Genomic DNA, 21783 nt, shown 5'->3' on the forward strand with positions numbered 1-21783 from the left:
TTTCCATGTGCTGGACAAGATTTTTGAATAGGATATGCCTAAATAGTTGATTTTCAGTATGTAATCGGTTTGGCACCGATTTCGCAAAGCTATTGGTAAATCTGCTGCTATGAATAGTCTACTCCACCTTACCGTATTCATCGTCGATGACGACCTCTTCACCTGCTCGCTGTACCAGAAGCACCTGCACAATCTCGGCTTCACGAATACCCACCTTTTCCACAGCGGAGTGGACTGCCTGAACCACCTTCACCTGGACCCGGCCATCGTGCTCCTCGACCACGATATGTCGCAGGTAACGGGCTTTGAAGTACTGAAGAAGATCAAGCGGTACGATCCGAATGCCTCGGTGATCATGGTTTCCGGACAGGAGGACATGGCCACCGCGCTGGACGCGCTCAAATACGGTGCCTTCGATTACATCATCAAGGGAGAGACCGAAGTACAGCGCATCGAACACACCCTCTACCGGCTAGCCCGGCTGCGGGAAATGCTATCGCGCCGCTCCCGTTCCCTGCTCGGCAAGCTGATTCCCAATGGATAAGTAAGCCTTCTTCCCCCCCCGATCCCGTGAAACACCTTCCCCTACTTTGCCTTTTGTTGTTCGTTAGCCTCCTGAGCGGCTGCCATACCCAAAACCTCTTCGTGCAGGAGGCCGGGAAAGACAGTCACGGGGTCGCTGCCGCCGATAGCCTGTTGTACTTCAGCGAAGATTACCAGTACACCATCCGCAAGGACGACAAGATCAGCATCAGCGTGTGGGGGCACGACGACCTGAGCGTGGGGTCTACCTACGGGATCTACAACTCCAACGAGGTATACGGAAAGTGGCTCATGGTCGACGCCGAAGGGGCCATTGAGCTGCCCCGCTTCGGCACCCTCACCGTGGAGCACCAGACCATCCTGGAACTGAAGCGCCGGATCAAGGATTCGGTGAGCACCCTGCTGGTCAACCCGATCGTGGACGTAAAGGTCCTGAACCGGGAAATATCGATGGTGGGCGAATTTCGTACCCCCTCTACCATCCCGGTGGACAAGGAGAAAAATTACCTGCTCGATCTGATCGCCCGGGCCGGCGGCTTCGACGCCTACGCCGATAAATCCTGCATCAAGGTGTTCCGGCAGTTGGGGGAGGACACCCAGATCCTGACGGTCGACCTGACCACGAAGGGGGACTACCGCTATAAGAACCTACCGCTCTATCCGGGCGACATCGTGATTGCGCCGGCGCGCGGGTACAAAGAATTCGACCGGCGCGTGTCGGTAATCGTCCCATTCACCTCCGCCATGACGGCTTCGGCCATCTTCCTGGGCGCCTTCGGTGGCTAAGCATATGCAAGAGCAACTCAGCATACTTCGCCCCTATATTCGGGGACTTCCCATCATCGTAGTGGCGATGGTGGCAGGCTTGTTGGTGGCCAAGAAGTATCTGTCGTACACCACGCCGATGTACGAGAGTACGACCAAGATCAAACTAGCGGACCTCGACCAGGGCGTTACCGGCAACAACCTGTTCAAGGACTTCGACGTATTCGCCAGCACCGGCAAGATTGCCATGGAGATCGAGGTGCTCAAATCGCAGATCCTGGTCCACCAGACGCTGGAAAAACTAGACTTCGATGAGGAGCTCAGTCGCGTGGGCAAGGTCAAAACCTCCGAACTCTACACGGATAAGCCTTTTCTGCACCGGCTCACCGTTCATGACCCGGATTACTACGACCGCGACTGGATGATCCAGGTAACGGATTCGCTGCACTATACCGTGCAGTTGCCGGAGACAACGGAGGTCTTCAGTGGCGTTTTCGGGGATACCCTCCACCTGCGCTCCGTCGCCAGCCTCTACCTCGTCCACAACACGGAGCTGCTATCCAAGCGGCCCGACCTGGCCCTGCGGGGAACCTACCAACTGCACAAGTACTCCATGGACCGCCTGACCGGTAAAGTGGCTGGCACCCTGGACGTGGTCGCGGTAGACAAGGACGTAGCTATCATCCGCATCATCTACAAAAACAACGTTCCGGAGAAGGCGGCCATGCTCACCAACGAGCTGGCCCGCACCTACATTGAAGACTACATTCAGGACAAGTTCCGCGTAGCCGACATCACGGCCGAATTCCTGGACCAGCAGATCACGAAGGTCTACGACGAGCTCGCGCAAACCGAACGGGAAATCCAGAGCTACCGCGATCGCAACGAGATCATCAACATCCGGATGCAGACGGAAACCGATCTGCGGCAGGTATCCCAGATGAAGATCCAGCAAACCAACGCCCGCATGTCGCTGGAGGCCATCAACGAACTCTACGACTACATCCAGTCGGGAAAGGACAACTTCCTGGAGCTGGCCCCGAACTTCGAGGCCTTCACCGACCTGCTGTCGACCGAGATGGTCAAGAACATCAAGCAACTCCAGGCCGAGCGCCAGGATCTGCTGCTGGTGTACCGGGAAGACCACGAACTGGTACGGACGGTGGAGGAGAAGATCGACTTCTACGTCGACTACTTCGTAGAGAGTATTAACAATACCCGTCGGAACCTGCAGACGAAGTACGACAAGCTTACGCGGGATATCGAGGAGGCGGAACGCGCCTTCGAGGGGCTGCCCGAACGGGAGCGCACGCTGACCACCCTGGACCGGGAGTTCGGCCTGCAGCAGCAGTCGTACGTCTTCCTGAACGAGAAGCGCATCGAGGCCGAAATAGCCAAGGCGGCCAAGCATTCCTTCCACCGCATCATCCAGGAGGCGGACGTGCCGGAGAAGCCGGTCTCTCCGAACCGGCCGATCATCATTATCGTATCGTCGCTGCTGGGCATGTTCGGGGCGGTGATCTTCATCTTCCTGGTCAACGCCAGTAAAGCACGGGTGAACGACATCACCTCGGTGGAGAAGCATACGGACATTCCGATCGCCTACACCACGCCCCACCTGAAAACGGAGGAAGCCGCGGCGGCTTACTTCAAGAACGAGGTCTTCAAACTGGATATGAAGGGAATGCTGGCACCGCACAGCTCGCTGGTGTATTCCGCCTTCCACCGCAACCACGGGGTGCGCTACCAATTACAGCAATTGGGGGAGGTCTTCCTGCGGGAGGGCCGCAACTTCTGCGTCCTCACCTTCGACGGGGAGCATACCTTCCGGCTACCGGCGGAGCACCTGCGGGTCATGCACGAGGAGGAGGTGTCGCGGCACACCTTTGCCGAGCTACTGTCCTGGTATCGCCAGCTGTGTACGGACTACGACCTGGTGTTGGTGGATAACTTTAACCTGCGGGACAATGCCAAGTCGCTGCTCTTCATGGGCCTGGCCGATCAGAATATCTGCGTATTGGATACGCGCAAGACCCGACTGCGAACCCTTGGCGAGCTGAACCTGCTGCGGGCGAAGCACGGGATCGACCACCTCCGAATCGTGGTGAATAACGATAATTACAGTCCGTCCCTGCTCCACGAGGGCATTTGGATGGTGCGCAAGGCGATCGCCTACCTGAAAAAATGGCGTTCGTGATGGGGCGCATACCGAAACAGCTCCAGCTGATCGCGGAGCAGGGCATGTTCAGCGGCACCGGCTTCCTGGTGAATATCGCCCTGGTGAAGCTGCTCAGCCTGGAACAGTACGGCCGCTTCGCCTCCCTGATCATTGTCGTCTACCTGCTGCTGGCCGTGGTGCAGTCGCTCGTGGTGCAACCGCTGCAGGTGCACGTGGCCACGGAACGCCGGGATGCCGATTACCGGTCGGTGCTGCTGGTGGTGCTCTTGCCGCTGGTCGGGCTCTTCTCCGTGGCGCCCCTGTTGCTGTACGTTGCTGGACCGGGGTGGATGGCCGAATACCGGCCCTTACTGCCCGCCTCCGCCGGCTACGTCGCGGCCTTTCTCCTGAGTGACTTTTTGCGGAAGTATTTCCTGGCGCGGGGGCGGACGGAGGTCGTTGTCGGCATGACGGGTACCTACCTGCTGGGCGTGGCCGCCGGGCTGGCTTACGGGGCTTACGCGGGGGTGGACGACCTGGTCCCTTACCTCCTGCTGTTGGGGGCGGCCTTCGTGCCCGGCCTGCTCCTCGGCGGAATCGTTTACCTGCGAGGTTGCCGGCTACCGGAGTTGGCCTTCCTACGGCGCTACCTGCGGATTCACCTGCTGGAAGGGCAGTGGCTGCTGTACGCGGCGGTGGTGCAGTGGCTATCGAGCAACCTGTACGTGATGACCTCCGGTCTGTTGATCGGCGTCGAGGCACTGGGGGTCTTGCGGTTCGTCCAAACCCTGCTGGGCGTGATCAATATTGTCCTGCAGACCCTGGAAAATTACGTGCTCCCCCGACTGAGCGAAGCCTACCGGGTATCGGTCGAGCAGTATTACCGCTCCGCGCAGCGGCAACTGGGATGGTATCAATTGGCGACGCTGGCCGGTCTCGGCGTGCTCTTCGTCTTCGCCCGGGAGGTTATCGTGCTGGTGGGGGATACCGCTTTTGCGCCCTACGCCTTCGTGCTGCGCGGAATGGTGCTGCTGTACGGGGTCATCGTCATCGCCTATCCGGTTCGCCTGCTGATCCGGGTCACCGAGCTGAACCGCTCCTACTTCACGGCCTACCTGGCCAGCTTCCTCTTCAGTCTGGTCAGCTACCGCTACCTGCTGGGCACCTTCGGCGTCACGGGCGCGGTGGCCGGACTGATCGTCAATCAACTCATCCTGCAGGCCACCTGGCTGGTCGTCTTGCACAAAAAGCAGTTCAAGCTATGGAAATTATACACCTGGTAATGGGGAAGGCCAATCCGGCCCGCATGAACGGCGTCAACAAGGTGGTCTACCAACTGGCCACCCGGCAGACCGCGGCGGGGCTGAACGTCAGCGTCTGGGGATTCACGAAGACCCCGGAGGCCGACTACGGTGAACGGAACTTCCGGACGGTGCTGTTCCGGGAAGACCGGAACCCCTTCGCGCTGGACCCCGCCTTCCGGCGCGCGCTGGGCGACCTCGATCGGGAAGGGACGGTCTTTCACCTGCACGGCGGATGGGTACCCCTGTTTTCCCGCGCCGCCGCCGCCCTCCACCGGGCGGGCTTGCGGTACGTGATCACCCCGCACGGAGCGTACAATACGCGGGCCATGGAGAAGGGACGGTGGAGAAAGAAACTGTACTTCCGACTCTTCGAACGGTCTTTGCTGCGCCACGCCGCCGCGATCCACTGCATCGGGGCCAGCGAAGTGGACGGTCTGCAAACCATCTACAAAACCGACAAAACGGTGCTGCTGCCCTACGGTATGGACATGGTCGGCACCCAGCGCGCGGAGGCCCGGGCGGAAGACGGCTTCGTCTTCGGCTTCGTCGGCCGGCTGGATTACTACACCAAGGGGCTGGATCTGCTGCTCGACGCCTTCGCGGCGCACATCCGGACGGACGAGGATGCCGTGCTCTGGATCGTCGGCGACGGGGACGGCCGCGCGGCGGTGGAAGAAAAAATAGCGACGCTGGGTATCGAAGACCGCGTAGTGCTGCACGGTTCCCGCTACGGGGAAGATAAGGATGCGCTGCTGCGGCGGATGCGGGTCTTCCTGCATCCCAGCCGCAACGAGGGCATGCCCAGCGCGGTGCTGGAGGCGGCGGCCTTCGGCGTGCCCTGCATTGTCACCGAGGCCACCAACATCGGCGACTACGTACGGGAGTACGGTGCCGGGCGGGTGGTGCCCAACGAAGACGATCGGGCCCTGGCCCTGGCTATGGGGGAATGTCGGGGCCTGGGTGGCGGTACGCTGCTGGAACTGGGTAGCAACGCCTCCCGTATGGTGGCTACGGCCTTCAGCTGGCCGGAAGTGGTCGTCCGTTTCAATAAGCTGTACGCATGACCCTGGACCCGGCCAAGCACCAGGAATTTCTCAGGAGCACCGAGCGCTGGCTCTTCGTGCTGCTGTTCCTGATGGTGGCCTGCTTCTTTACCTGGAGCGAAAACGTCGTGATCACCCGGGCCATCAAGCTGGTCGGTCGCAACGGCGTATTATTTGGCGCCTTCTACCTCTACCGCCGGGTACGGGAATACGGGGTGCCGGGGTCGATGACGTGGGATAATATTTTCGTCGCGGGACTTTACGGGGTATATCTATTCCTGGGCTTTGCCTCCTTTCTCTGGAGTACCAACGTGGGGGTGAGTGCCCTGCAGTGGTTTATGACCACGCAGAGCTTCGTCTTCTGCCTCTACTTCATCAAGATCATCAGCATGATCGACCGGTACTTTCCGGGGCACCGGATCCGCTTGTTCCAGCTGCTCGGCAATACGGTATACTACCTGGTGCTCATCTTCGTAATCGGTATGTGGGTAGATCCCGACACCTTCTTCCGCATGACCCACGGCGGGGAGGAAGCCCGGCTGGGGGGCTACATCATGAACCCCAACGAACTCGGTATGCTGGCCGGGGTGGGGGTGGCCTGCCTGATCTTCAACTACTACGATGCCCACCGGCCGAAGTGGACGACCTTTCAGCTGATCATCATCTTCTACTGCCTGTACGCCACGGGCTCGCGTTCCTCCCTGATCGGAGCCCTGATGATCATCGGTTTCCATGTGATGCAGTCGGAGCAGCAGCAGATAAAGGTCCTCATTATCGCCGGGATGTTGGTCGTCTCTCCGGTCGCCATCTGGAAGGTGGTGCTCAAGGATGGCGACACCGAGCGCCTGGAGGAAATCATGAGCATGACCGGGCGCCTGCCCTTCTGGACGGCCCTGATCGCCGAGGGCCTGCCCCGCGAACCCCTGCTCGGCTTCGGCTTCATGCGCATCGACTACAAGGAATACTTCCAATCGACGCATACGTATCCGGGCAAGATGACGCACAACACCTTCATGCAGGTACTGATGAACCTGGGGTTCGTGGGCATGACCGTGGTCATCTACCAAATGGTTTTCACCATGCGGGCGATCATGAGCGCCACGAAGGAAAAGAAATTGATGATGATCGGCATTCTCATTCCGATCACGATCAACAGCCTGACGGAGTTCGGCATCTTCGGGGAGTCGAATTACGGCATTCTGTTTTACCAGTTGGTGATCTTCTCGGTGAGCTTCGGGGTACGGGAGTATTTGACTACGGAAGAACGGATGGGGCTGCGGCGGCGGAAGGATACGGAGCCGGGGCTGGCTGCGCCTTGCGGGTAGTCGGTTGGCTCGGCTTCGCCTCACGGCCCGAATCTTCATACGGCTGGCCACGGATTTTGGGCGCAGATCGACACAAATTTTCCCGCATGCTCCGCTGACGGCCCGGCCCTGGAAGGGACGCCTGTAGCATAGCGCGGTCACGCCCCGGCGTAGCCGGGGCGGGCCTCGCGGTAGCAAAATGTGAAAACCGGCATACTCCACGATGAATACCGCACGGCCGCCCCCCACCGGATGTGCGATATTTACTCCCAGTCAATCCTGCAAAACCCTATGCCCATTTCTACCCTCCGCACCGCGGCCTTATCGTTCGTCCTCAGTTGTATCGGTTTCGGCCCGGGCCTGGCCGCCCAGGACGTAACCATCGACGCCCTCTACGCCGATCTCCCCTTCGAAATGCCACGGGTAGAGGAGCCCACCTTCCCCGACCGGGAAGTGCTGATCACCGAATTCGGCGCGGTCGGCGACGGCACCACCCTCAATACCCAGGCCATCGACGACGCCATCGCTACCGTGGCTCAGGCCGGCGGCGGCACCGTGCGCATCCCCCGGGGCATGTGGCTGACGGGGCCGATTAGCCTGCGCAGCAATATTCGTCTCCACACCGATGAAGGGGCGCTGGTCATCTTTAGTGAGGACAAAGACCTGTATCCCCTCGTGGCGACGAGCTTCGAAGGGCTCGAAACCTACCGCAATACGTCGCCCATCAACGGTCGCGACCTGGAGAACATCGCCCTCACCGGCCGCGGCGTGTTTGATGGCTCCGGCGATGCCTGGCGCCCCGTCAAGAAGGATAAAATGCCCCCGCCCCAGTGGAAGAAGCTGGTCGAATCCGGCGGAGCCCTCCGCGACGACGGCAAGATCTGGTACCCCTCCGAGGAGTACAAGCGGGCCGATAGCAACGTCAATTTCAACGTGCCCAACCTCACCACCCGCGAGGAATTCGAGCGGGTGAAGGACTACCTTCGCCCGGTGATGGTGAGCCTGATCAGTTGCCAGAACGTGCTCCTCGACGGACCGACGTTCCAGAATTCCCCCGCCTGGAACATCCACCCGCTGCTATGCGAGAACGTGATCATCCGGAACCTCCAGGTCCGTAACCCCTGGTACTCGCAGAACGGTGACGGACTCGACCTGGAATCCTGCCAGAACGTGCTGATCTACCAAAATACCTTCGACGTGGGCGACGACGCCATCTGCTTCAAATCCGGCAAGGACGAGGACGGACGGAAGCGCGCCGTACCCACCGAAAACGTGATCGTATCCCACAACACCGTCTACCACGGTCACGGCGGCTTCGTGGTCGGCAGCGAGATGTCCGGCGGCGTCCGCAACGTAAAAGTGGCCCACTGCACCTTCATCGGCACCGACGTGGGCCTCCGTTTCAAAAGCACCCGCGGCCGGGGTGGGGTAGTGGAAAACATCTGGATCAGCGACATCGACATGGTGCGCATTCCCACCGAGGCCATTCGCTTCAACCTCTTTTACGGCGGGAATTCGCCCATCCTGGAGGAAACCCAGTCGGCCGAAACCGAAGCGCGCGACGAGACGCTCATGCCCGTGACCGAAGAAACCCCCTCTTTCCGCAACATCCATATGCGCGATATCCGCGTCACCCAGTCGGAAACCGCCGCCCAGTTCCAGGGGCTGCCCGAGATGAACCTCCAGAACGTCACCCTCGAGGACGCTTCCTTCGACACCCGCCGGGGCATCACGGTCATCGACGGCGACGGCATGACCTTCCGCAACATCCACCTCCACCAGGCCGAAGGGCCCGCCTTTACCTTTTACAATTCCAAAAACGCCGAGGTGGAAGAAGTGCAATTCGCCCAGGAGGCGGAAGATTGGATCCGCGTGCTGGGGCCCCTGTCCCAGGATATCCGGCTCAAGACAAAGGGCGATCCCTCCAGGGAGAAGGTAAACTTCGGACAGGGCGCCGGAGCGGATGCGCTTCGCTGGGAATCAAAGTAGCGCTTCCCTCTTTTTGCGCCGGAGCGCGGGTGCCGGGCCGTTCCGTGCCGGAGCATTTTTTCCTCCCAAAAGCCTAGCTCAAACCGCTGGACATTAGAGCGGATCCGGCTCCCTTCCCCTACTCCGCGGTAGTTGGGGGAGGGGGGCAGCTGCTTAGCTTATGGGGCAAAAGACGTAGGAGCGGAAATATGCAGCGGTGCAAGCCAAGCCGTACCACCGACCACCGACCACCGACCACCGACAACCGACAACCGACAACCGACAACCGACCACCGACAACCAAAAACAACTAATTACACCAGCCCAAAAAACTTTATTTGTAATAAGTCTAAATAAAATTTGTCAGCTTGGAGGGGTGCTTCTACCTTTGCGGGGCCTTCGCTACCGAACTCACTAGTGAACCCCGATGCCGTTTACACTCCCCTCCTTCGTGATCGCTTTACTGCTGCTGCAGGTACCGCTCTTCGGGCAGTCGGAAACCACGGGCCGCTTATCCGGCGGCGTATTCGATGCGGACAACGAGCCCCTCACCGGGGTGGTCGTGTCGCTGAATCCCGGAAATCACCAAACCCTGACGGATCTGTCCGGCACCTTCTCCTTTCCCGAACTGACCCCGGGCAGCTACGTGGTGCAGGCATACCTACTGGGCCACAAGCCACTGCGTAAGGCGGTAGCGGTAGCGGCCGGGGCGCAGGATCTCCGCCTGGTCCTCGAAGCCGACGCCATGCTGCTCGAAGAAATAAGCGTCGTCGGGCAATCCGTAACGACCGCCCTGGAAACCGAGGGATTCGCCATGCGCGCCCTGGAGCTGGAGGAAGAAGAAAACTCATCGGTGCAGGTGACGGACCTGCTGGATCGCACCTCCGGGATCCGGATCCAGCAGAACGGAGGCATGGGTTCCCGCATCAACTACAACATCAACGGCCTGTCCGGCAACGCCATCCGCATCTTTATCGACGGCATCCCCATGGAGTCGTACGGGCCGTCCTTCTCCCTGCAGAGCCTGCCCGCGAGCATGATCGAGCGGATCGAGGTGTACAAGGGGGTGGTGCCCGTGGAGCTGGCCGGTGACGCCCTGGGAGGAGCCATCAACGTGGTGCTGAAGAAGACGCTCGAACGCAATGCGCTGCGGGCCTCCTATTCGTACGGCTCGTTCAATACCCACCAAAGCGCCGTTTCCGGTAACTTTTACGATCCGAAATCGGGCTTCACCGTCAACGGCTCGGCCTTCTACAACGCATCCGACAACGACTATGAGGTCTGGGGTAACCAGGTGTACACCACCGACCCGACCACCGGCGACATCACCTACGTCCGCGCCCGGCGATTCCACGACCGCTACCGCTCCGGCGGCTTTAACGCCAGGGCCGGTATTACCAACCGGAGCTGGGCCGACGAGCTGCTCGTCGGCGGGGTATACTCCTCCCTCGACCAGCAGATCCAGCACGGCGCCACGATGGAGTCGGTGTACGGCAGCCGCAAAGCGTACCAGCAGACCCAACTCGTCAATTTGTCTTATAAGGACAATAGCTTCCTTTCCGACAAGCTCAGCCTCTCCGCCTTCTCCTCCTATTCCAACCTGGATCGCCGCATCGTGGATACCGCCGCCTACATCTACGACTGGGACGGACAACGCAAGGAAAAACTCGATGCCAACGACAATGTCATCGGCTACTACGAGTACATTTCCGGGGCCGAAGCCGGTACCCCTACGCTGCAGACCAGCAACGAGCGTGTCTACGTGGGCCGGGCTACGGCGGGCTACCGGATCAGCGAGCGGCACGACCTGACGGCCAACGTCCTGCACACCTACTTCACCCGCGACTCCGAGGATCCCCTCCGCCACGTCGATATCCGGGACCTGGAGGACACCCGTTTCTCCAGCCGCTCCATCGTCGGACTGGGCTACGCCTACCGGAGCACCGACAACCGCCTAAAGCTCTCCGCCTTCTACAAATATTTCAACCAGGGCGTGCGTATCGTGGAATACCGCAAGGAAAGCGCCACGGCGGAAGTAGAGCTGAACCGGGTCAACCGCAGCGTGCGCGCCGACGGGTTCGGGGTCACCGCCGCCTACGAAGTGTTCCCCAACGTGCTGGTGCAAACCTCGGCCGAGCGCTCGTTCCGGCTCCCCGTGCCCCAGGAGCTCTTCGGCAACCTGGCCGAGAACCTGGAACCCAATTACGGCCTCCAACCCGAACGGAGCAAGAACCTCAACCTCGGCGTCACCCTGGGTACCTACCGCTTCGGCAATCACGAAACGCGGTTCCAGGTCAACGCCTTCATCCGCGATACGGAGGATAAAATCAAGCGGAACGTTCGGGAAGACGACACCGACGAAACCACGGAATTCATCAACGACGACAGCTACATCAGCAAGGGATTCGACGCCGACCTCTTCTATTCCTTCGCCGGCAAGCTCGATATTACCTCTAGCGTATCCGTCTTCAATTCCCTGTTCAACACCCCCTTCGACGAGGACGGGCTGGCCTACGACTGGTACCGCGACCGCGAACGCAACGCCCCCTTCTTCACCGCCAACGGGAACGTGCGGTACCGGAAGCAAGACCTGATTCAGAAAGGCTCCCGGGCCTCGGTCAGCGCCAACGTGGGCTATGTCCACTGGTTTTACCGCGACTGGGAATCCTTGGGTGGCCGGGGTAAAGACATCATCCCCACCCAGCTGGTCTGCGACGTCGGTCTGCTCTACACCTTCCCGGGCGAGCGCATCACCCTGGCCCTCGACGGCCGAAATATTTTCGACCGCCAGGTTTTCGACAACTACGCGCTACAGAAGCCGGGGCGGGCTTTCTACGCGAAAATCAACTTCACCATTCTCTGATTCCCGGGGTGATTTGGTCGACTCGGCACCCGCCGGCCAGCCATTCCCATCCCTTTACTAACCCGAAAATCCACTTTCATGACTACCGCATTTAATCGATTCGCTACCCGGCTGCTGGTATTCGGCCTGATCGGCGTGCTGCCGCTGACCTCCTGCGAGGAAGACGAAACCCCGACGCCGACCACCGGGGAAGAGGAAACCCCCGGGTCGGAAGACCGCGAATACTTTACACTGGCCCTTTCCGCCAGTCCCACCGGCGAAACCAAAGTCTACACCCAGGCCCTGACCGACGTCAGCGAGGGAACGGTGAGCTACGACGGCGTCGGCTACGAGATCCCCTCGACCCGTACGGCCCGGATCTTTTCATCGGCCGACGGCTCGACGCTCTACAACCTCGATTACGGCGGGGGGCGGATCTACAAGTTCGACGTGAACGGCGGCGAAGACTACGCCCTCGAGTACGAGAAGAACGTTGAGTTCGTCATGGGCACCGCCTACCCGCGCTGGTCCAAAGCGAACGAGGCAACCGCCTCCGTCCACTACGCCGAAGGCAGCGAAGCGGCCCGCGTCTACGAATACACGGACAGTACCGAGCAGGCCGACGGTACCTACGTCTACACCGATTCCACCTTCGTCCGCTCCGACGTGACGGTGCGGGTGATGACCGTCGGGCTCGACGCCCTCACCTTCGGCGCCGTCGAGGAGTTCGTCATCCCGGTCACCCCCACCGACCTGGAATCCTACAACTATGTCGGTCGCGTGGATGCCCCGGTGATCGCCGGCGACAAGATCTTCTACGGCATGGCGAAGAGCGCCTACAACCCCGTCGAGCCCTGCACCGGCCGGGGGTGCCCCGCCGCCGTGTATACCAATACGGAGACGCTCGTACTGGATTACCCCGGCCTGACCAATCCCCGCATCATCGCTACCGAGATGGCCGCCGGCGCCACCAACGGCTACCGGACGCCCGTTGCCCACCTCGACGAGGAAGGCGACGTATACCAGATCATTTCCGTTCCCGACAACACCTACGACACCTACATCCTGCGCATCCGCGACGGGGAATACGACGAATCCTTCGACTTCAACCTGTCTGACCTCCTCGGCGAAAATACCCGCGCCTACGGCTGGTTTTACACCGGCAACGGCATCGGCTACGTTCCTTACCTGCGCACGGACGAGACGGACTCCAACGACGACTCCAACTGGTCGGTAGCCCGCGTGGATCTCTACCAGGGTACCGCCGTGAAGATGAACCTCCCCGAAAACCTCTGGCTGCGGCAGTACCAGAACGCAGCGGTCCGGGACAATAACTTCTACATGGCCATCACCCCCACCGGTGAAGACGGTAACGTCTACATTTTCGATACCACCTCCGACAGCCCCGACGGCTTCACCCTCGGCGCTACGCTGAAGAACCTGGCCGAGGGGACATATATCGGTATTTATTAGCAAGCTCGCAGGCTTCCGGGCCTGACCGGGTTATCAAAGGCCGAGTCATTCCCGGGTCGCGCTGCACGTCCAATGCAGCCGCCCCGGTGGTGCTCGGCCTTTACCTTTCCATGCCCGTCACCCTTCACCCACACACTGCCGGCAGTGGCAATGATTCCGGACGTGGGCGAATACCAGTGTAATCGAACCCGCGTACATCAGCCATTTGGCGTAGGCCAGCTCGTACGGTTCCAGGAGGAGGCCTACGGCGAAGGTGATCCACGCCGCCCACAGGAGATACCGCAGGGAGGGATGTTTCGTATGGCGGGCGGAATACCACACCGCTAGTAAGCTTAGGACGAGAAAGATATAATCGAGGGAGGCCCACCACCCGCTACCGTGGGCGTGCGCTCCCAGCCTGCCCTCCAGCATCGGTCGGGCGGCGAAGAAGAGGGGCGTCAGGGTGCAATGAATGGCGCAAAGCCCGCTGACCGCGGCACCCAGCAGATCGGAGCGGTTCAGGTTTTTGGCTACGCTCATCGCTGCCCGTGCTTTCGTGCGCCGGTGGACGGGATCGGCACCAGGCATTTGTCCAGCAGCCGTTGCAGTCCCGCCCGTTGCAGCCGCTTGCCGATGAATACCACTACGCTGCGCCGTTCCTCCCCGGCGGTCCATTCCCTTTGTTGCTGGAAGGACAGGCGCTTCCCCACGGACTGTACCAAGTGTTGCCGGTCGTCGCCCCCGAGCCAGACCAATCCCTTCATCCGGTACAGGCCGGTCGCCTGGAAGGTGAGGTACACGAACAACTGGTGGTACAGCACCTCCATTTGGAAGGGACGGTCGAAAACGAAGGTTTGGGAGTTGATCCCCTCCGTATGGTCGTGGGGATGGTGGGCGGCGGGGCGCAGGACAGGAAACCCACCCTCCCCGTCGCCGAATGCCTGTCCGCTAAGGAGGTCGTCCGTCTGGCGGCGGCCCACTCCGGGGCCGACCGGGGGGAAGGCTTGCTGGTGGCCGCTGCGTACCTGCGCGAGGGGATTCATCGAGCGCAATGTTTCTTCCAGTTTCTTCACGTAGGAGCCGGTTACCAGGTCGGTCTTATTGATGAGCAGGATATCGCTGAAGGTGATCTGGCTGACGGCCTCTTCCGTTTCCCGTAGTTGGTCCTCGATGTGTTCGGCGTCGACCAGGCAGATGATGGCCGTAAGCGGAAAGTGTTTTTTGATCAGCGGGTGGGTGATGAACGGCTGCGCCAGACCGGCCGGATCGGCTACCCCCGTGGCCTCGATGATGATCTCGTCGAACTGGCTGCGCCGCTCGTGCAGCTCGTTGAGGATGTCGTACAGATTATCGTGGAGCGTGCAGCAAAGGCAGCCGTTGTTGAACTCGACGATCGTATCGGCGGGCGTCAGTACGAGTTCGTTGTCGATACCCCGTTCGCCGAGCTCGTTCTCGATGATGGCGTACCGCACTTCCGGACGCTCGCGGAGCAGGTGGTTCAGGAAGGTGGTTTTTCCCGCTCCCAAAAATCCCGTAAGAATGGTGACTGGCTTTTGCACGACAATGCTCGTTTAGTACGCAGCGGTGTGCGTACGGGGTCTGGTGAATCAACGGTTTACCCCGTCGCGCGGCCGGGGACGCTTACGGGAAACGCCGTCTTGCTACCTCGCATCTCGTACAAGGTTTGCCTGCATTGCGTATTCCCATCGTAAACTGATTTGCTTAATGCAACAGTGTCGCAAAAGTAGTGATTTAATTCGTCTTGCACCCGCGCCCCGGCGCCCCTTTATTTACTTAACCTAAGCTTAAAGCTCGCTCCACATTCCGTTTGCATGCGGCGGGTTCCTTTGCGGGGTAATGAATTCCCTGTCCGACCGCTACGGTAACCGCTCCGACGAAGAACTCGCGGCCCTCCTGCACCGGGGCCAGCAGGCCGCCTTCGGGGAGATTTTCCGGCGGTACTGGAAACGCTTGTACGCCTACGCCTACCGCATTCACGACCGGGAAGCCGTGTGCGAGGACATCGTACAGGAAGTCTTTACCGACCTGTGGGAACGGCGCCATAGGGAACCGATCGCCAACCTGGAGGGCTACCTGTTTCGGGCCACCAAGTACAGCATCGCCAGTCACCTGCGCGGCGTCCGCTTCTCCCCGGCCCAGCAGGAGGCGCTGCAGGAGCTCGAAATGGACGGTACCGTGGAAGATAAACTGGCGGCCGAAGACCTCGACCGCTGCCTGCAGCACGGCATTACGGAGCTGCCCCCCCGCTGCCGCCGGGTTTTCCAGCTCAGTCGTTTCGGCCACTACTCCAATACGGAGATCGCCTCCACCCTAAATATTTCCATCCGCACCGTCGAGAAGCACATTAGCGACGCCATCAAGCAGTTGCGCAGTAGGGTGGAAGTGCATCATCTGCTGGTGTTGGTTATCTCCACGTTAGCTTAACGTAAGCAAATTGCCGCCCATTTAAAGGAATGGTTAATTGCGTTTCGGGCACTACGTGTACCGCCGCCCGGGGGAGACTTACCGGTAAACCGGCTCACTTTGGATCCCCAGGCTTTCCGTCAATTACTCGAAAAATTTGCCTCCGGCACGGCCAGCGAGGCGGAGCGGGAGCAAGTGGAACGCTTCTACGCCAAGCTGCAGTCGCGAAGGGCAAATACGATCGTACCGACCGACGGGGAAACGGAGCGGCGCATCGCGGACCGGATCCGGGCCAAGCTGACCGAAGCACCCCGCCGCCGGAGATGGAAGCCGTGGTACCCGATCGCCGCCGGCTTCGCGCTGGTGGTCGGACTGGCCGCCCTGCTGCCGCTGCGGTCCGGGAACGACACGATCACCGTCGTTACCCAGGACGGCGAACGCCGCGAGTTGGCTCTGGCGGACGGTAGCACCGTAGACCTCGAGGGTGCCGCCAGCATCACCTTCCCCGCCGATTTTGCGCAACGCCGCCACGTAACTCTCCGCGGGGAGGCCTTCTTCGACGTAGCCCGCGACACCCTCCACCCCTTTACCGTGGTGACCGGGCCGGTCATCACGCGGGTGCTGGGTACCTCCTTCACGATCAAGCAGAAGGGAGCGGACGTCGTCGTCAGCGTCGTCAGCGGCACGGTGCGGACGGTGGCCGAAGGCTCCGATGGCGCGATCCTCACCAAAGGCCAACGGATCCGCTACCGCGCCGGCCGGCCGCTCTTCCCAAACCAAAACCTGATCCTGCTCTCGGATACCCCCCTTCACGAGACCGCGCAGCTCCTGGCGCGGCGCTACGGGGTGCGGATCGACCTCGCGCCGGGGGTGGCCAAGGACCGTCGGCTTTCCGGGAAGTTTCGCGACGAAGCGCTGGAGCACGTGCTGACCAGCCTGGCCATCCTGGCCGACCTCGAGATCGAATACCTGGAACCCGACCACATCCTGATCAAGAACGCCCGTCCCGACTGACGGCTACGCTACACATCCTATGTCATTTCTCCCCACCCTAGTAATTGAACCCACATGATCGCAACTTACCGACATTCCTTTACGCGAACGATTTACCGCCTCTGTCCGCTTTGCGTGCTGGTGGCTGGGTTGGTGGCTCCCGTCCGCGGACAGGGGCCCAGCCCCGGTCTGGCCAACGCCGCCTTCCGGGACGCGCCACTGCGGCAAGTCCTGGACGTCATCGAGGAGCAGACCGACTTTACCTTCGTGTACGACACCCGGGTGCTGAATCCGGACCAGGGCTTCACCCTCGACGCCACCGACGAGCCCCTGGAGGCGGTGCTCGACACCCTGTCCGAACGCGGCGACCTCGAATTCGAGGTGGTCGACCGCATCATCACGATCCGGAAAAAGGAGAACGCGGCGGAGATCGTCCGTGGTTCCGTCCACGACGCGGAGGGCTTTCCGCTACCCGGGGCCACGGTGATGGAGCAAGGGACGACCAACGGAACCACGACCGACTACGACGGCAACTTCAGCCTGGCGGTGACCTCCGCCGACGCCACCCTGGAGGTATCCTACATCGGCTACGGTACCCGGACGGTGGAGGCTACGGCCGGTTCCGTCCAGGACATCATCCTGTCGGACAACGTGAACTCCTTCGATGCCGTCGTAGTGACGGCCCTGGGCATCAAGCGGGAGGAGAAAAAACTGGGCTTTTCCCAGGCGACGGTGAAGGCCGACAACCTGGCGCAGGCCGTGCCCAACAACTGGACTTCCGCGCTGCAGGGCAAGGTTGCCGGGCTCAACATCACTTCCGCCAGTTCGGGACCGATGGGTTCCCAGCAAATCACCCTGCGCGGCAACAACTCCCTGGACCCCAACGGCAACTACGCCCTCATCGTCGTGGACGGCGTGCCGGTGAACCAGGAGCTGACCCCCTCCGGCTCTTCCTCGGCCTACATGGGCGCCGACTCACCGATCGACTACGGCAACGCGATCTCCGACCTGAACCTCGAAGACATCGAGAGCGTGACGGTGCTTAAGGGCCCCGGCGCCACCGCCCTCTACGGCAGCCGGGCCGCCAACGGTGCCCTGATCGTCACTACCAAATCGGGGAGGCAGGCACGCGGCCTCGGCGTGACCTACAATTCCAGCGTCAGCTTCGATCACATCCAACGCTGGCCCGACTGGCAGTACGAATACGGGCAGGGAACGGGCAAGAGCTTCGACGACAACGGCGACCCCTACTACTCTTTCGGCTCCTCGGAAGACGGCAACAACACCGGCAGCACCAGCAGCGCCTGGGGCCCGGCCTTCGACGGACAGACTTACTACCAGTATGACCCGGCGGTGGAGGGACAGTCGGCCGAGCGGCGGCCCTGGCGCGGCTACCCCGACAACCGCAAGGACTTCTGGCGGACGGGCGTCACCTACAACAACAACGTCTCCCTCCAGGGCGGTAACGAGCAGGGGTCGATGCGCCTTTCGGCGGGCCATTCCAAAAACGAATGGATCATGCCGAATACCGGCTTCGAGCGGCTCACGGCCTCCATCAACGCCAACTACCAGATCTCGGACCGCATCGAGGTCGGCTCCGTCATCAACTACAACAACCGGACCAGCGACAACCTGCCCAGCACCGGCTACAACAACGGTTCGATCGCCTACTTCATGATCTTCCAGAACCCGAACGTGGACCTCGACTGGTATCGGCCGATCTGGCAGGACGGTCAGAACCAGATCCAGCAGATCCAGCCCTTCAGCTCCTACATCGACAACCCCTACCTCATCGCCTACGAGGCCACCAACGCCCTGGGCAGCGACCAGATCGTGGGCAACATCTTCGCCAGGCTGGAGCTGGCCCCGCGCCTGGAACTCATGCTGCGTACCTCCCTCAATACCTACCACCAGGACCGGGAGCAAAAACGGCCGTACAGCATCAACCGCTACGCCCGGGGCTTCTACGAGAAGCAGAACATCTTCAAGCAGGAGGTGAACAGCGACTTCCTGCTGAGCTACGACAACCAGCTCGGCGACGGCTTCGCTTACTCCGCCTCCCTGGGCGGCAACGCCCTCGACTACCGCTACCGCCGCACGGATGCTTCGGTGGACGCCCTGGTGGTACCCGGCGTCTACAAGCTGGCCAACGGGGTGAACAACCCCATCGTGCAGACCTACGACCGCAACCGGAAGGTGAACAGCCTTTACGGCTTGCTGTCGCTGTCGTACGAGGAGAAGATCTTCCTCGACCTCACGGGCCGCAATGATTGGTCGAGCACACTGCCGGTGCAGAACAACTCCTTCTTCTACCCGTCGGCCAACGTAAGCGTTATCCTCTCCGAGCTGTTCGAACTGCCCGAGGCGGTGAGCTTCCTGAAGTACCGCTTCTCCTTCGCCCAGGTGGGCAACGATACCGATCCCTACCGGACCAGCAAGTACTACAGCCAGAGCGCCTTCCCGAGCTCGGCCTCCCTCTCGACGAACCTCTACAACCCCAACTTCCGCCCGGAGATCACCCGGAGCTACGAGACCGGCATCGAAACGCGGCTGCTCAAGAGCCGGCTGACCCTCGACGCCACGGTATACGAAACCACCACGAAGAACCAGATCATCTCCATCCCTCTCGACATCACCACCGGCTACAGCTCGGCGGTACTCAACAGCGGGGAAGTGCGCAACCGCGGCGTGGAGCTCACCCTGACGGGCAAGCCGATCAAGAGCGAGCGGCTGAACTGGACCAGCACCCTGACCTTCTCCCGCAACTGGAATAAGGTACTGGCCCTGGCCGACGGCATCCAGGGGCAGCAGGAGATCGGTTCCGCCGGTCAGGCCACCATCATCGCCAAGGAGGGGGGCACTACCACGGCGATCTACGGGGCGGCCTTCGTGCGCTCGCCCGACGGACAGATCGTATACGATAACGCCGGCCTGCCCGCTTACCCCGACGATATCTCCTACATCGGCGACGCCGCCCCGGACTGGCGGGCCGGGCTCTACAACAGCTTCCGGCTGGGTAAGGCGACGCTCAACTTCACCCTGGACGGGCAGTACGGCGGCATCATCTACTCCCAGACCCACCACAAACTCGCCGAGCAGGGAAAACTGCGGTCCACCTTCACGGGCCGGGAGGAAGGCTTTATCGTCGGCGAAGGCGTAGTCCTTAACGAAGACGGTACCTACGCCCCCAATACCACTCCGGCCGTGACCCCCGACTGGTACACCCGCTACTACCGCCGCGCTAACGTGGAGTCCAATTCCTTCGATGCCTCCTACCTGAAACTGCGGGAAGTCAGCCTGGCGTACACCTTCACGGGCTCCTGGCTGCAGACGCTGCGGATCCAGGGACTGGAAGCCTCCCTTTTCGGTCGTAACCTGGCCGTCGTGTCGGACTTTCCCATCTACGACCCGGAAACGGCCACGCTGAACGGCGATACTATCCTGCCCGGTGCGGAAATCGGCCAGATGCCGTCCCCCGCCACCTACGGCTTCAACCTCAAACTCACGCTGTAACCCGGCAAGGTCTTCTCCCGACCGTAAAAATCAACCATGAAATACTGCTTGCTCTCCCTCTTCCTGCTGCTCCTCACCGCCTGTACCGGTGATTTCGCGGAAGTCAACGAGGACCCCAACCGGATCGCCACCATCAGCCCGGGCACCCTCATCAACCCCATCCTCTACGACCTGGCTACGCACAACGCCGGCCGCAGCCACGCCATCACTTTCGACCTGATGCAGGTCACCGTGCCGTTCCCCAGCGTTTCCGGCGGACTGCACCGCTACGACGTCAGTCCGAACATCGGCAACTCCTCCTGGTACTGGTACTACCGCCTCGCCAATAACGTCAAGGAAATGCGCATGGCGGCCGTGGAAGCCGAAGATCCCAACTACGAGGCCATCGCCCTGACCCTCAACGCGTTGATTTACGCCAACCTTACCGACCTCTTCGGTCCCGTACCGATGGAAGAAGCCTCCCGCGGCGAGGAAGGCAACCTCTACCCCCGCTTCAACTCCCAGGAGGAAGTGTACGCCACCATCCTCTCCGACCTGGAGCGGGCGAATACCCTGTACGATGCGGACCTCGGCATGGTCTACGCCCCCGATATCCTCTTCCAGAACGACGTGGAGAAATGGCAAAAATTCACCAACTCCCTCCACCTCCGGTTGCTGCTGCGGGTGTCCAATCGCCCCGACTTCGACTCCTGGGAAACGCTGACCACGATGGTCGGTAACCCGGACTTGTACCCGGTGATGATGGCAACCGACGAGTCGGCCGTCCTCCAGGTGACCGGCGTCACTCCGAACGTGTCCCCCTGGGGCCGGCCCCAGGATTTCCGGCTGAATACGAAGATGACCTCCTTCTTTATCGACAACCTCAATGCCCTGGAGGACCCCCGCCGGCCGGTCATCGCCACGATGGCCAAGGATTCCGCGAACCAGAACATCGGCTACCGCGGCATCCCCAGCGCCTACGACGGCCCGGAATCCCAGTTCACCTACAATGCCTCCACCCTCACCATCGAGCAGGTGGAGAACCCCATGCAGATCTTCCTGCTCACCTACGCCGAGGTGGAGCTCATCAAGGCCGAACTCGCCCAGCGCGGCTACACCGACGGCGCCGAAGCCCACTACCGCGCCGGCGTAACGGCAGCGGCGGAGCAGCTCGGAGCTACGATCGCGGCCGATTATTTCGAGAACCCCCTGGCCGCTTACGACGGCAGCCTGGACCGCATCCTGCTGCAGAAGTACTACGCCCTCTACTTCGTGGACTACCAGCAGTGGCTCGAGTACCGCCGCACCGGGCTGCCCGAACTGCCCACGACCCCCGCCACCCTCAACGACGGCAACATGCCCGCCCGCTTCTTCTACCCCCAGGACGTGCGCATCAACAATAACGCTAACTACGAGGATGCCCTCGGGCTACTCGGCGGACTGGACGACATCAATACCAAAGTTTGGTGGGATACCATCGACTAAAACCAACAAG

At 61.1% G+C, this 21783-nt stretch carries 15 protein-coding genes; 13 read left to right on the plus strand and 2 right to left on the minus strand.

Going from position 1 to position 21783, the window contains the following annotated elements:
- Positions 1 to 109: 109 nt before the first annotated feature.
- The 9 genes from CLV84_RS03885 to CLV84_RS03920 all read left to right on the plus strand — a co-directional run bounded on the left by CLV84_RS03885 (position 110) and on the right by CLV84_RS03920 (position 13400).
- A complete protein-coding gene (locus CLV84_RS03885; protein ID WP_104418416.1) occupies positions 110 to 544 on the plus strand; it encodes a response regulator in 435 nt (144 codons plus the stop codon).
- Between the two features lie 56 nt (positions 545 to 600).
- Positions 601 to 1329, plus strand: a complete 729-nt coding sequence (locus tag CLV84_RS03890) for a polysaccharide biosynthesis/export family protein (protein ID WP_170067555.1) — start codon at positions 601 to 603, stop codon at positions 1327 to 1329.
- Between the two features lie 4 nt (positions 1330 to 1333).
- On the plus strand, positions 1334 to 3505 hold the full coding sequence (locus CLV84_RS03895) for a GNVR domain-containing protein (RefSeq protein WP_104418418.1): 2172 nt from the start codon (positions 1334 to 1336) through the stop codon (positions 3503 to 3505).
- Positions 3505 to 4749 (plus strand): lipopolysaccharide biosynthesis protein, encoded by a 1245-nt coding sequence (locus tag CLV84_RS21720; RefSeq protein ID WP_170067556.1) that lies wholly within the window; start codon positions 3505 to 3507, stop codon positions 4747 to 4749. The genes CLV84_RS03895 and CLV84_RS21720 overlap by 1 nt, the downstream gene beginning before the upstream one ends.
- Complete coding sequence (locus tag CLV84_RS03900) at positions 4728 to 5834, plus strand: glycosyltransferase (protein WP_170067557.1); 1107 nt, start codon at positions 4728 to 4730, stop codon at positions 5832 to 5834. Before CLV84_RS21720 ends, CLV84_RS03900 begins: the two co-directional genes overlap by 22 nt.
- Positions 5831 to 7138 (plus strand): O-antigen ligase family protein, encoded by a 1308-nt coding sequence (locus CLV84_RS03905; protein WP_104418420.1) that lies wholly within the window; start codon positions 5831 to 5833, stop codon positions 7136 to 7138. Before CLV84_RS03900 ends, CLV84_RS03905 begins: the two co-directional genes overlap by 4 nt.
- Before the next feature lie 270 nt (positions 7139 to 7408).
- Entirely contained in the window at positions 7409 to 9106 is a 1698-nt protein-coding gene (locus tag CLV84_RS03910; RefSeq protein ID WP_104418421.1) for a glycoside hydrolase family 28 protein, read from the plus strand.
- Between the two features lie 406 nt (positions 9107 to 9512).
- Positions 9513 to 11948 carry a TonB-dependent receptor domain-containing protein gene (locus CLV84_RS03915; RefSeq protein ID WP_104418422.1) on the plus strand — a complete coding sequence of 812 codons (2436 nt, stop codon included), beginning with the start codon at positions 9513 to 9515 and terminating at the stop codon, positions 11946 to 11948.
- Between the two features lie 78 nt (positions 11949 to 12026).
- On the plus strand, positions 12027 to 13400 hold the full coding sequence (locus CLV84_RS03920; protein WP_104418423.1) for a hypothetical protein: 1374 nt from the start codon (positions 12027 to 12029) through the stop codon (positions 13398 to 13400).
- Positions 13401 to 13517: 117 nt separating this feature from the next.
- On the opposite strand, the gene CLV84_RS03925 is transcribed toward CLV84_RS03920, so the two are convergent.
- Both CLV84_RS03925 and CLV84_RS03930 read right to left on the minus strand, forming a co-directional pair.
- Positions 13518 to 13919 (minus strand): MerC domain-containing protein, encoded by a 402-nt coding sequence (locus tag CLV84_RS03925; RefSeq protein ID WP_170067558.1) that lies wholly within the window; start codon positions 13917 to 13919, stop codon positions 13518 to 13520.
- The gene (locus CLV84_RS03930; RefSeq protein ID WP_104418425.1) at positions 13916 to 14938 is read right to left on the minus strand and encodes a CobW family GTP-binding protein; all 1023 of its coding nucleotides are present in this window, start codon (positions 14936 to 14938) and stop codon (positions 13916 to 13918) included. The genes CLV84_RS03925 and CLV84_RS03930 overlap by 4 nt, the downstream gene beginning before the upstream one ends.
- 298 nt (positions 14939 to 15236) lie before the next feature.
- Between CLV84_RS03930 and CLV84_RS03935 the strand changes: the two genes are divergently transcribed.
- The 4 genes from CLV84_RS03935 (at position 15237) to CLV84_RS03950 (ending at position 21773) form a co-directional block, all read left to right on the plus strand.
- On the plus strand, positions 15237 to 15824 hold the full coding sequence (locus tag CLV84_RS03935) for an RNA polymerase sigma-70 factor (protein WP_104418426.1): 588 nt from the start codon (positions 15237 to 15239) through the stop codon (positions 15822 to 15824).
- A gap of 99 nt (positions 15825 to 15923) precedes the next feature.
- Positions 15924 to 16817, plus strand: coding sequence for a FecR family protein (locus CLV84_RS03940; protein ID WP_104418427.1), 894 nt, complete (start codon positions 15924 to 15926; stop codon positions 16815 to 16817).
- A 54-nt stretch (positions 16818 to 16871) separates the two neighbouring features.
- Positions 16872 to 20309, plus strand: coding sequence for a SusC/RagA family TonB-linked outer membrane protein (locus CLV84_RS03945; protein ID WP_104418428.1), 3438 nt, complete (start codon positions 16872 to 16874; stop codon positions 20307 to 20309).
- Between the two features lie 36 nt (positions 20310 to 20345).
- Complete coding sequence (locus CLV84_RS03950) at positions 20346 to 21773, plus strand: SusD/RagB family nutrient-binding outer membrane lipoprotein (protein ID WP_104418429.1); 1428 nt, start codon at positions 20346 to 20348, stop codon at positions 21771 to 21773.
- Positions 21774 to 21783: the final 10 nt, after the last annotated feature.

The organism is Neolewinella xylanilytica (assembly GCF_002934605.1).
Lineage (GTDB): Bacteria > Bacteroidota > Bacteroidia > Chitinophagales > Saprospiraceae > Neolewinella > Neolewinella xylanilytica.